This is a genomic window from Pseudarthrobacter niigatensis (genome assembly GCF_030812615.1).
Lineage (GTDB): Bacteria > Actinomycetota > Actinomycetes > Actinomycetales > Micrococcaceae > Arthrobacter > Arthrobacter niigatensis.
On the sequence record NZ_JAUSTB010000001.1, the window covers coordinates 214,321 to 226,343 of the forward strand.

Here is a 12,023-nt window from a genome sequence, read left to right on the forward strand (position 1 = left end):
CAATTGTCCGGATGCATTGATTCGGGCTGCACCAAAGGGTAGTTTCAGGACAGGTCCAAGGGCGGCCGCCCTTGGATGAAATCCGCCGACTCCGGGGGTGTCCGTGATGGTCCTGCGACCTTTATCCGCTTCTGAACGGGCCGAGGCCCTGGGCAAGGCGGCTGCGGCCAGGGCTACCCGGGCTGCTGCCAAGGAGAGCCTACGGAACGGTGACAGGTCGGCCGCGGATATCATCAGTTCCGCGCTGGAGGATGATGCGCTGGCCCGCATGCGGGTTTCGGAGCTGCTTGAGGCCCTTCCCGGCATCGGAAAGGTCCGGGCCGCCGCCATCATGCAGCAGCTGGGCATTGCGGCGTCCCGCAGGGTCCGTGGGCTGGGCGTCCACCAGCGCCGGGCGCTGGTAGATTTTATAGACGAGCACTGAGGCACAGGCCGCGCCTGTCCTTCCCCCAACCGTGGCAAAAGGAATACGTGAGCAAGAAACCGGGACTGACAGTCCTCGCAGGTCCGACGGCTGTTGGCAAAGGCACCGTGTCCACCTACATCCGGGACAACTACCCCGAGGTCTGGCTTTCCGTTTCAGCCACCACCCGGGCGCCCCGGCCCGGCGAAGTGGACGGCGTCCACTACTTCTTCAAGACCAAGGAGGAGTTCGAGCAGCTCATCGCCGATGGTGAACTCCTGGAGTGGGCAGTGGTCCACGGACAGAACACCTACGGCACCCTGAAGAGCACCGTGAACGGGGCCATCGCAGAAGGCCGTTCGGTGCTGCTGGAGATTGACCTCCAGGGCGCCCGCCAGGTCAAGGCGGCAGTCCCGGACGCTCAGTTCGTTTTCCTGGCCCCGCCCACGTGGGACGAGATGGTCCGCCGGCTGGTGGGCCGGGGGACCGAAACCCCGGAGGAACAGCAGCGCCGGCTGGAAACCGCTAAACTGGAACTTGCTGCTGAACCGGAGTTCGACCACACCGTCATCAACGATGACGTCCGCCGGGCAGCGGACGAGCTTGTTTCACTCATGGGGCTGACACCGCATCCACACCTGCCGGAACCGTCAGCCCGCTAGGAATTTGGAGAAATTCGTGTCTACGAACCTTGAAGGCATCATCAACCCGCCGATCGACGATCTGCTGAAGGTAGCGGATTCCAAGTACGGCCTGGTGATCTTCGGTGCCAAGCGTGCTCGTCAGATCAACGCCTACTACGCCCAGCTGCACGAGGGCCTCTTCGAGTACGTCGGGCCCCTGGTTGACACCAAGCTGAACGAGAAGTCGCTTTCGATCGCCCTGCGCGAGATCAACGAAGGCAAGCTGGTCTCCACGCCGATCGAAGCCGCTGAGTAACCTGCCGCCAACTGACTTGCTGACGGAGATCACGTGCGCATAGTCCTCGGAGTCGGGGGAGGGATTGCCGCCTACAAGGTGGCATCGCTCCTCCGGCTTTTTACTGAAGCCGGACATGACGTCACGGTGATCCCCACGGAGGCGTCCACCCGCTTCATCGGCACCGCCACCTGGGAGGCGCTGTCCGGAAACCCCGTCAGCAACAGCGTCTTTGACGACGTCCACCTGGTGAACCACGTCCGGCTTGGCCACGAAGCTGACCTGGTGGTTGTTGCACCCGCAACCGCTGACCTCCTGGCCAAAGCCGCCACCGGCCAGGCCGGTGACCTGCTGACCAACACGCTGCTGATGGCGCACGGCCCAGTGCTGTTCGCGCCCGCGATGCACACGGAAATGTGGCAGCACGCCGCCACCCGCGCCAACGTTGAAACGCTCCGCGGCCGGGGCGCCGCAGTCCTCGAACCCGCCTCCGGCAGGCTGACCGGCGCTGATTCCGGACCGGGAAGGCTTCCGGAACCGCAGGCGATCTTTGACGCCGCCATGGCACTGGTCCAGGGACAGTCCGATTTCCAGTTGCCCCTTGCCGGCCGCACCGTAACCATCAGTGCAGGGGGCACCCGTGAGCCGCTGGACCCCGTCCGTTTCCTCGGCAACCGGTCCTCCGGCAAGCAGGGCGTCGCGCTGGCCGTCGCCGCCCGGAACGCCGGTGCCACCGTCCGGCTGCTGGCGGCACACATGGAGGTCCAGCCGCCCGCCGGGGTGGAGGTGGTCCGCGTGGAGACTGCACTGCAGCTCCGGGCGGCTGCGCTGGATGCCGCTGCCGGGTCCGACGTCATCATCATGTCCGCCGCCGTGGCAGACTTCCGCCCCGCCGATGTCTCCGACACCAAGATCAAGAAACGCGACGACACCGCAGACCCCGTCATTACCCTGGTCCGCAACCCGGACATCCTGCAGGAACTCGTGGAGCAACGCAAAGCCGGACCTTCCGGGACCGGCCAGCTCATCGTCGGCTTCGCGGCGGAAACCGGTGACAGCCAGGGCGACGTCCTCGCATACGCCGAAGCGAAACTGCAGCGAAAAGGCTGCGACCTGCTGGTGGTCAACCATGTGGGCGCGGACAAAGTCTTCGGGCAGGACTCCAACTCGGTGGTCATCCTTTCGCGCGCCGGCGACGAACCACAGGAAGCGGCCGGAACCAAGACTGAGGTTTCGGAAGCCATCATTGCCCGCATCGGCTTTGAACTGACCAGGGTTTCACCCCATACCTGAGTGTTCCGCACCACGTTTGCTTCTCGGGAGGACATCTCCCGCGGGGCCGGCGCCTTCCAACCAGTAAGGTAGTTGAGTGACTTTACCGCTGCACCTTCCCCAGACCCATGGGGCCACGCCCTCCGCGCTCCGGCTCTTCACGTCCGAGTCGGTCACCGAAGGCCATCCGGACAAGATCTGCGACCAGATCAGCGACGCCATCCTGGACGCCCTGCTGGCCGCGGACCCCGAGTCACGCGTGGCCGTGGAGACAATGGCGACCACCGGGCTGGTGCACGTTGCGGGCGAAGTTACCACCGACGCGTACGTCGAGATCCCGCAGATCGTCCGCGAAACCATTCTTGGCATCGGCTACGACTCCTCAGCGAACGGTTTTGACGGTGCCCGCTGCGGCGTGTCTGTTTCCATTGGCCAGCAGTCCAACGACATCGCCGGCGGTGTGTTCAACTCGCTGGAAGCCCGCGAGGGCCGCCAGGAGGACGACTACGACCTCCAGGGCGCAGGCGACCAAGGCCTGATGTTCGGCTACGCCAGCGACGAGACCCCTTCCTACATGCCCACGCCCATCTGGCTGGCCCACCGGCTCTCCGAGCGCCTCACCGATGTCCGCAAGACAGGCCAGCTGGCCTACCTTCGGCCGGACGGCAAGACCCAGGTCACGGTGGGGTACGACAAGGATGTTCCCGTTTCGATCGAAACCGTGGTGATTTCGAGCCAGCACGCCGAGGGTGCAAGCCTGCAGCAGTTGCGCGCGGACCTTGCCGCCATCGTCATTGAACCCGTCCTGGCCGCGGCCAACCTGGACATTTCCCGTGCCGCGAACATCCTCAATCCGGCCGGCGAATTCGTCATCGGCGGCCCGGTGGGCGACGCAGGCCTCACCGGCCGCAAGATCATCGTCGATACCTACGGCGGCATGGCGCGCCATGGCGGCGGTGCCTTCTCCGGCAAGGATCCATCCAAGGTGGACCGCTCTGCCGCCTACGCCATGCGGTGGGTTGCCAAGAACGTGGTGGCCGCGGGGCTGGCCAAGCGCGCAGAGATCCAGATCGCATATGCCATCGGCCAGGCCCGCCCCGTAGGAACCTATGTTGAGACCTTTGGTACCGAGACTGTGGATCCCGCCCGGATCAGCGACGCCATTGCGGAAATCTTCGACCTCCGTCCCCGCGCCATCATCGACGCCCTCGACCTGAAGCGCCCGATCTACGCCAAGACTGCCGCCCACGGGCACTTCGGCCGCGATGAGCCCGAGTTCACGTGGGAACGACTTGACCGGGTAGATGATTTGAAGGCGTTCTTCAACGCATAGGTGAATTCCGGTCCGGACCCGGAAGCAGCGGGCCCGGACAGGAAGTGCACTGTCAGTGGCCTATGCTTGGCTGTTCATGTCCAACCCGGCAGCTGAACGGAGGGAGCCACGGTGGTTGCTGACAGTTCCGTCCAGCCATCCCTGTTGCAGGGGTTTCCGGCCCGCGCACTGCCTGTCGGCGTCGACCTGGCCAAGCCGTTTCCCGTGGCGCGGATCCTCGTGGAATCGTCGCTGCCGCACCTGGACCGCCCCTTCGACTACGCGGTCCCGGTTGCGCTGGACCACGACGCCCAGCCGGGAGTCAGGGTCAAGGTCAAGTTCAATGGCCAGGATCTGAACGGCTTCCTTTTGGAGCGCCTGGCGGAATCCGATGCCGGACACATCCTGGTGCCCTTGTCGAAGGTCGTGTCCCCGGTTCCGGTCCTCACGCCCGCAGCCCAGGACCTTGCCGGGGCCGTGGCGGCGCGGTACGCCGGCACGGTCAGCGACGTCCTCCGCCTGGCCATACCGCCCCGCGTCGCACGGCTCGAAAAGGACTACCCCGCATCACTGGACCCTGCAGATCCGGGTGGGACTGCAGGCCTGGATGGCACGGCAGGACCGCAGGCTCCTGAAGCCGAAGGCGCCCTGGGCATCCCGGCTGTCCCCGGCGTTTCAGCGTGGACCGCGTACCGCACCGGAGCTGCTTTCCTGAGGCACCTGGCTGCCGGGGGATCCCCGCGTGCGGTCATCAATCCGCTCCAGGGCTATGGGGCCGCCGGGTGGCCGGCCCTCCTGGCCCAGGCTGCCGCCGCTGCTTACGCCTCAGGCAGGGGCGCGCTGCTGGTAGTGCCCGACTACCGCGACCTGGACCGGCTGGAGCAGGCGCTGATGGAACTGCTGCCGGAGGAGGCCGTGGCCAGGCTCACGGCGGACGACGGCCCCACGCCGCGGTACCGGAACTTCCTGCGACTCCTTGCGGGCCGGGCAAGGATCGCCATTGGCACCAGGTCCGCCGCTTTTGCGCCGGTGCAGGACTTGGGCCTGGTTGCCTGCTGGGACGACGGCGACGACCTCCACATCGAGCAGCGCGCACCCTACGCGCACGCCCGGGAAGTCCTCCTCCTGCGGGCAGAACAGGAGGGCACAGCCTGCCTCCTGGCGGGGCACGCCCGCAGCACCGAAGTCCAGCGGCTGGTGGAGGCCGGCTGGGCCGTGCCCGTTGAAGCCGAGCGTTCCACGGTCCGCAGGACCGTTCCGCGCGTGGTCAACACGGCTGACAGCTTCGAGCAGGAACGTGATCCCCTGGCCACTATCGCGCGGCTGCCCCATGCTGCCTGGCAGGCGGCAAAGAAGGGGCTGGATCGTGGCCCCGTCCTGGTCCAGGTGGCCAGGGCCGGCTACGCGCCCTCCCTCGTGTGCGAAACTTGCCGTGAACCCGCCCGGTGTGGGCACTGCCAGGGGCCCCTGGCCCTGGCCGGAACAGCCGCCTTGCCCCAGTGCCGCTGGTGTTCCTCCCCGGCTCCGGAATGGAAGTGCTCCCACTGCGGCGGGCGGCGGCTCCGTAAAGGGGCCACGGGAGTCCTGCGCACCGCTGAAGAGCTGGGCCGCGCATTTCCGGGCACCACGGTCGTCACGTCATCGGGCGACCAAGTGAAGGCCACAGTGGGCGCGGGCAAGGCGCTGGTGGTGGCAACAGTTGGGGCCGAACCCGTCGCAGACGGGGGTTATGCGGCCGCCCTGCTGCTGGATGGAGATTCGCTGCTGCGCCGGGAAAGCCTCCGCGCAGGCGAAGACACCCTGCGCCGCTGGTTCAACGCAGCCGCCCTGGTCCGGCCCGGGGCAGCGGAAGGCCTGGTGGTGGTCACTGCCACGGACACCGCCGCCACCGGGGCGCTGCTGCGGTGGGACCCGGCCGGCTATGCCCGGCGCGAGCTGTCGCTGCGAATGGAACTCCAGCTTCCACCGGCGGTACGCATCGCCTCCGTGACGGGGCCGCGCGCCGCCGTTGAACACTACACGGGTGCGGTGGAAGCGGACCTGGCCGGCGCGGGCATCGCCGTGCGAACGGCGGGCCCGGCGCCGCTGCTGCTCACCGCGCCGCCCACCGGCAGGCGCTCGGCCGAGGACGTCCGGACCCTGCTGTTCTTCCCGTACGGCCACGCCGCCGCCGTCGTCCGCGTCCTCCGGGTCACCCGCGCCGCCGTGGCCGCTAAACGGACCATGGACCCCGTGCAGCTGCGGCTGGACGGCGTCGACGTGCTCTAGGTCCGTCCTGCGGGAGGACGTACGTCAGGCCCGTCGCCTCTTTGCAACTACCTCGTGGGCCGCGTCCACCAGCTGGCGCGCCGATTCGTCCCAACTGAACCCGGCCGCGCGGGCCAGGGAGCGGCGGGACAGGTCCTGCCAGTGCCCGTCGTCCCGCAGCTGGCCCACCGCGTCAGCGAACTGTGCGGGTGACTCTGGATCCACGTAAATCGCGGCATCCGACCCCACCTCCCTGAAGATGGGAATGTCGCTGGCGATGACGGGCGTACCAACCGCCATCGCCTCCACGAGCGGAAGACCATACCCCTCGGCCCGGGACAGGCTCACCAGTGCCGTGGCCCGGCGCAGGAGCCGGTCATACTCAGCATCCGTCACGCCGTTGTGGAACACCACGGAGGCGCCTTGGGGGACAATACGCTCCAGCTCTGCCCGCCGCTGCGGGGTGATCCGGCTGAGCAGGTGCAGCGTGTAGCCCGGGAGTCCGGCCATACCGGCCACCATGGTTTCCACGTTCTTGTACGGCATGAACGAACCCATGTAGATGATTGTCTTGTCCGCCCCGGCGGCGGGCTCGCGCGGTTCCTGGGCCGGCTGCGGGGCATTGGCAATGATGCGCACGGGCCGGCGTGTCAGCCGGTACTTGGCCATCAGCGCCTCGGTGGTCCGGCTGATGGTGGCAACAATATCGGCCCGGTCCAGGAGCAGGCGCTGTGGCCAGAACGCCTTGTGGTACAGCCGCCACAGGAGGCGGACGGGGGCCGGCAGGAAACCAGGGGGAGTGGGGTGTTCGTAGTAGATCAAGTCATGCAGGGTCAGGATCAGTCCGTACTTCCGTCCCCAGGTGCCCATGGTCTGCATGGGGCAGACAACCACATCCGCGCCAAGGGCGTTGACCTTCCGGGCAACGAACAGTTCCAGGGGCGAAAGCGGGCTGCTGATGAGCGTGTAGGGCACGTCAGGGAGCAGCGCCAGCTGCCGCTCGTCGGACACCAGCATCGAGACGTCCGCGATCTTTGCCGTTGCGGCGATCAGGCTTGCCCCGTAGCGGCTGATGCCATCGTGGTGGTCGGTACGGGTGAAACGTGCATCGATGACGATCTTCACGCGGGATGGTCCTTAAGGAAGCTGCGGATGTAGCGGGCGGCCGGTTCAGGTGTTTCGTAGTGGATCAGGTGCCCGACGCCGGGAATCACCTTCAGCTCACCGTCCGGAAGCATGCCCAGGAGCCGGTGCTGGCTGGGGAGGGTGGCGATTTCATCCTTCTCGCCGGCGACCAGCAGCACGGGCAGCTGCAGCAGGCCGGCTACCTCGGCCACGTGGTGGCTGACGGAGGCGGTAAAGGATTCCAGGAGGCTGTCCCTGTCGGCGAAGGAACTGAAGTAGGCATGGTGCTGGCCGTGGATATAGGCCCTCAGGCCGGGATCGCGGGTCTTGGCCATGGTCTCACTCATAACCCTGACAATCACGGGATTGCGCAGCAAGGCCAGTCCGGGCCTGCGCGGAAGGCGCGCAGCAAGCTTGTAGTACAGCACCGCAAGCCGGGTCATTACCCCCTTGGGCCCCTCCAGCGCCGGCGCTGCAATGGGGTTGATGAGGATGAGGGGACGAACTGCGTCCGGGTTGCTGGCCACGAAGTGGGCCGCCACGATGGATCCGAACGAGTGCCCCAGCAGTACCGTGTCCCTCCCCAGGCCCAGCGCCGCCATGAAGTCGAAGATGAACCGCCCGTAGCGTTCCACGGAGTGCGGGCCGTGGGTAAAAGCGTCCGAGCTGCCGAAGCCGGGCAAATCCGGCATGATGATGCGCATGTCCGGAAGCTGGTCCGCCACCCGCAGGAGCCCGTGGTGGTCGCCGCGGAATCCATGGACCACCAGGATGGTGCGGGTATCCGGGGTGACCTCCAACGGCTCATAGGTCCAGAAAGCAACGGTGCCGCCGTCGAGGGTGACGGCGGAGGCCAGGGTACGGCCGGAAAGGCCGGCACTGACGTAGGCGGGCGCAGGGGAGGGCCCCGGGTTCACGGTATCCATGGCCTGCCCTAGTTCACGTTGTCCGGGTGGGACCCGGTCCGCTGCCCGCGGTCCAGAGCGTTGATCGCCGCCATGTCGCGCGCTGAGAGTTCGAAGTTGAAGACATCGAGGTTCTCCCGGATGCGCGCCTCCGAACTCGCCTTGGGAATGGCGATGTTGCCCAGTTGCATGTGCCAGCGGAGGATCACTTGCGCGGGCGTCCGGCCATGCTCGGCAGCACAGGCCTGGATGACCGGGTCTGCCAGCACCTGGCCGCGCCCCAGCGGGCTCCAGGCTTCGGTGCGGATGCCCAGGTCCGCGTGCTTGCTGCGCAGCTCCTCCTGTTGCAGCCAGGGATGGAGTTCGATCTGGTTGACAGCGGGAACCACCTCGGCGCCTGCGAGCAGGCGGTCAAGATGGGCCGGTTGGAAGTTGCTGACGCCGATGGCACGGACCCTTCCCTCCCGGTACAAGGTTTCCAGGGCGCGGTAGGTCTCGGTGAAGAGCCCGCGGCGGGGGCATGGCCAGTGGATGAGGTACATGTCCACATAGTCCAGGCCCAGGTTGACCATGGAATCGTCAAAGGCGCGCAGGGTGGCGTCGAAGCCATGGTGGTCGTTCCACACCTTCGTGGTGACGAACACGTCTTCACGCGACAGGGGCGGGAACAGTTCGCCTGAGCCGCCACTGCCGGACCCCGCGTCCAGCTGGGAACTGATACCGCGCGCCACGCCGGTCTCGTTCCCGTACATGGCGGCGGTGTCGAAGTGGCGGTAGCCGGCGGCGAGCGCAGTGGCGACCAGGCCTTCGGCTTCGGCTGCCGGCACCTTGTACAGCCCAAAGCCGAGCTGGTCGATCAGCACGCCGTTGTTCAGGCTGAGCCGGGGTGAGGTTCTCATGGCAACGACTCTACCTACTTCAGCTGGTCAGGCCCTCGTAATCCACGAGGCGGCGTGCGGTGGCTTCGTCCAGGATCAGGTCGGTCGCAAGCCTGGCCGCCAGTGCTCCGCGCAGGCCGTTGATCTTGGAGACCCCGGATACCACGCAGATCCTGCGGCGTACCTGCCGGAGCTGGGCCAGTGACGGGCCGGTGGAGCGTTCGTTGAGGACGATCCCGTCAGAAGACCCGTCATCCCGGAAGAACACGGTGGCAACGTCTCCGACGACGTCGGAGTTGGCAAGGGCGTTGAGGTCTTCTTCGTCGAGATAGCCGCCGGCGTAGACGTGGCTTGGGTAGTCGGCGTGGACGGAACCGACGCCGAAGATGGCGATGCTCATCTTCGCCTGCAGTTCCAGGACGCGCTGCACGCTGCGCTCGTTCCACATGGCCGTCTTGGTGGCAGCGTGGTCGAAGAAGGCCGGGACGGGGAACTGTTCCACCCGTGCTCCGTAGGCGCTGCCAAACCGGCGCATGATGTCGCTTGCGTAGGTGATGCCGGTGGTGTGCATGTTTCCGGCGCCGTTGAGCTGGACGATCACGCTGTCGTGGGTGATCTTCCTGGTGAGGTGCCTGCTCACCGCGCTGAGCGTGGATCCCCAGGCCACGCCGATGATCGCGTTCGAGTCCACCAGGGGTCCGATGGTGCGGGCGGCCTGCATGGCCACCCGGTCCAGGGTTTCGGCTTCATTGAGAGTCCCGAGGATGGGGACCACATGGACGTCCAGGTTGTACCGGCGCCGGATCATGCCCTCCAGTTCCGGTCCGGTATCCAGGGGGTTGCGGATCTGGATCTGCACCAGGCCGGACTCCCGCGCCGATGACAACAGCCGGGAAACCGTGGACCGGGACGTGCGCAGTTCGCGTGCGATCGCGTCCATGGTGAGGTCCTGCAGGTAATACATTTGTGCAGCTCGGAGGGCATCCTGGTCGCGGGAAAGTGCCATCTCACTTCCGTTCTGCACGTTTGTGCATAGTGCTTGACTCCATTTTCCATTTCTCCAAACAATAGAGCAGAACGGCGGTGCCGCACAGTGGTGACCGCAACACACAAAGCCCCAAGGGAGTTGTTTTGGGACCCAAGGATTCAACTGTCCAACCGACTGTTAACACGCCCCGTCCGGGAGGCGAACGCGCGTCGGTCCACAGCCTCCGGCGCCGTCCGCACGCAAAGGTGCTGGTGGTTGGCGGCGGCATCAACGGAGTGGGAACGTTCCGTGACCTGGCCCTGCAGGGCGTCGATGTGGCGCTGGTGGAACGCGGTGACTACTGCCAGGGCGCAAGCGGTGCATCGTCGCACATGATCCACGGCGGCATCCGGTACCTGGAAAACGGTGAGTTCCGCCTGGTCCGCGAATCAGTGGTGGAGCGGAACCGCCTGCTGAAAATCGCCCCGCACTATGTCAAGCCGTTGCAGACCACCATCCCCATCTTCAGCACCTTCTCCGGGATCCTCTCCGCGCCCCTGCGCTTCCTTACCCACAAGCAGCAGGGCAAGCCCAAGGAGCGCGGCGCATTCCTCATCAAGGTGGGCCTCAGCCTTTACGACTCATTCTCCCGCGATGGCGGCACCGTGCCCCGGCACCAGTTCCGCACCCACAAGGCAGCCCTGCAGGAACTCCCCGCGCTCCGGTCCGACGTCAAATACACTGCCACCTACTTCGACGCCTCGGTGCACAACCCGGAGCGGCTGACCCTTGACGTCCTGCAGGACGGCGAAAAGGCCGGCCATTCCCATGGCGCCGCCGCGCAGGGTGACACCGCCCGGGCCAGCAACTACCTCTCGTTGACAGCCATGTCCCCGGAGCCCAACCCAGGGACCGGCCGGGGCAGCACCGTCCGCCTGCGCGACGAACTCAGCGGAGAGGAATTCGACTTCACCGCGGACATCATCGTGAACACCACAGGCGCGTGGGTGGACCTGACCAATGAGGCCATGGGTGCAGCCTCTGCCTTCATGGGCGGCACCAAGGGTTCGCACATCGTGCTGGACCACCCGGGCCTGCTCGCCGCCTGCCGCGGCCGGGAAATCTTCTTTGAACACACCGACGGCCGGATTGTCCTCATCTACCCCATGGGCGACCGGGTGCTGGTGGGCACCACGGACGTCGACGCGGACATGGCGGAAGACGCCGTCTGCACCGATGAGGAGATCCAGTACTTCTTCGACCTGATCGGCCACGTCTTCCCGTCCATCGACGTGACCCCCGAAGACATCGTCTACACATTCTCGGGAGTGCGCCCCCTGCCGAGCCACGACGCAACCCAGCCCGGCTTCGTCTCCCGCGACTACCGCATTGAACGGCGCGCCACGGGCACAGACGGAACCGGCGCCGTCGTACTGAGCCTGGTGGGCGGCAAGTGGACCACGTTCCGGGCCCTCGCCGAGCACCTGACCAATGACGTCCTCTCCGAGCTCGGGGTTCAGCGCAAGGTGTCGACGGCGCAGCTCCCCATCGGCGGCGGCGCAGGCTTCCCGGCCGACGAGGCAGGCGTGCAGAAATGGATCAAGGCGCACATGGGTGCCGGCCGCGACGCGGACCGCACAGCAGGGCTGCTGACCCGGTACGGTACCCGGGCGGACGACGTGATCGCATACCTCGACGCTGCCCCTGACCAGCCGCTGCGGTCCACCCGCGAGCTCAGCGTACGGGAGCTGGAGTTCATGGCGGCCAACGAACAGGTGGGGCACCTGGTGGATGTCCTCATCCGCCGTACGTCCCTGGCCTTCCGGGGGCTGGTCACCGGGGAACTCCTCAACGAAGTGGCGGAGGTGTTGTCAGTGCCGCTGAAGTGGGACGCTGCAGCCCGCGCCGCTGAGATCAAGCACGCACAGGACGTGCTGCAGAGATTCCACCGCGTGGAAACGCACAGCCTGGTCTCCTGAGGCCGGGCGGCCGGCCG

The 12,023-nt window shown here is 66.5% G+C and carries 11 protein-coding genes; 7 read left to right on the plus strand and 4 right to left on the minus strand.

All coding sequences use genetic code 11. The annotated features are described in order from the left end of the window. The first annotated feature begins 106 nt into the window (after nt 1–106). From mihF to J2T23_RS01075, 6 genes are all read left to right on the plus strand, one after another. A complete protein-coding gene (gene mihF / locus J2T23_RS01050; protein ID WP_210411227.1) occupies nt 107–424 on the plus strand; it encodes an integration host factor, actinobacterial type in 318 nt (105 codons plus the stop codon). Nucleotides 425–471: 47 nt separating this feature from the next. Next, the gene (gmk, locus tag J2T23_RS01055) at nt 472–1,065 is read left to right on the plus strand and encodes a guanylate kinase (protein WP_141160358.1); all 594 of its coding nucleotides are present in this window, start codon (nt 472–474) and stop codon (nt 1,063–1,065) included. A 16-nt stretch (nt 1,066–1,081) separates the two neighbouring features. Continuing rightward, nucleotides 1,082–1,342: a DNA-directed RNA polymerase subunit omega gene (gene rpoZ, locus J2T23_RS01060; RefSeq protein ID WP_026264487.1), complete on the plus strand. Its 261-nt coding sequence runs from the start codon at nt 1,082–1,084 to the stop codon at nt 1,340–1,342. A 33-nt stretch (nt 1,343–1,375) separates the two neighbouring features. Then, nucleotides 1,376–2,614, plus strand: coding sequence for a bifunctional phosphopantothenoylcysteine decarboxylase/phosphopantothenate--cysteine ligase CoaBC (gene coaBC / locus J2T23_RS01065; RefSeq protein WP_307356440.1), 1,239 nt, complete (start codon nt 1,376–1,378; stop codon nt 2,612–2,614). Nucleotides 2,615–2,690: 76 nt separating this feature from the next. After that, complete coding sequence (metK, locus tag J2T23_RS01070) at nt 2,691–3,926, plus strand: methionine adenosyltransferase (RefSeq protein WP_141160360.1); 1,236 nt, start codon at nt 2,691–2,693, stop codon at nt 3,924–3,926. Between the two features lie 111 nt (nt 3,927–4,037). Then, entirely contained in the window at nt 4,038–6,173 is a 2,136-nt protein-coding gene (locus J2T23_RS01075; RefSeq protein WP_307356443.1) for a primosomal protein N', read from the plus strand. Nucleotides 6,174–6,197: 24 nt separating this feature from the next. On the opposite strand, the gene J2T23_RS01080 is transcribed toward J2T23_RS01075, so the two are convergent. From J2T23_RS01080 to J2T23_RS01095, 4 genes are read right to left on the minus strand one after another with little or no spacing between them, the layout of a single operon-like run. Further along, nucleotides 6,198–7,277: a glycosyltransferase family 4 protein gene (locus tag J2T23_RS01080; RefSeq protein ID WP_307356445.1), complete on the minus strand. Its 1,080-nt coding sequence runs from the start codon at nt 7,275–7,277 to the stop codon at nt 6,198–6,200. Beyond that, complete coding sequence (locus J2T23_RS01085) at nt 7,274–8,203, minus strand: alpha/beta fold hydrolase (protein ID WP_307356447.1); 930 nt, start codon at nt 8,201–8,203, stop codon at nt 7,274–7,276. The genes J2T23_RS01080 and J2T23_RS01085 overlap by 4 nt, the downstream gene beginning before the upstream one ends. Before the next feature lie 8 nt (nt 8,204–8,211). Continuing rightward, complete coding sequence (locus tag J2T23_RS01090) at nt 8,212–9,081, minus strand: aldo/keto reductase (RefSeq protein WP_141181639.1); 870 nt, start codon at nt 9,079–9,081, stop codon at nt 8,212–8,214. A 19-nt stretch (nt 9,082–9,100) separates the two neighbouring features. Next, nucleotides 9,101–10,066 carry a sugar-binding transcriptional regulator gene (locus tag J2T23_RS01095; protein WP_141160366.1) on the minus strand — a complete coding sequence of 322 codons (966 nt, stop codon included), beginning with the start codon at nt 10,064–10,066 and terminating at the stop codon, nt 9,101–9,103. Nucleotides 10,067–10,191: 125 nt separating this feature from the next. Here J2T23_RS01095 and J2T23_RS01100 point away from each other — a divergent pair, with 125 nt between their 5' ends. After that, nucleotides 10,192–12,006: a glycerol-3-phosphate dehydrogenase/oxidase gene (locus J2T23_RS01100; RefSeq protein ID WP_307356449.1), complete on the plus strand. Its 1,815-nt coding sequence runs from the start codon at nt 10,192–10,194 to the stop codon at nt 12,004–12,006. Nucleotides 12,007–12,023 lie beyond the last annotated feature (17 nt).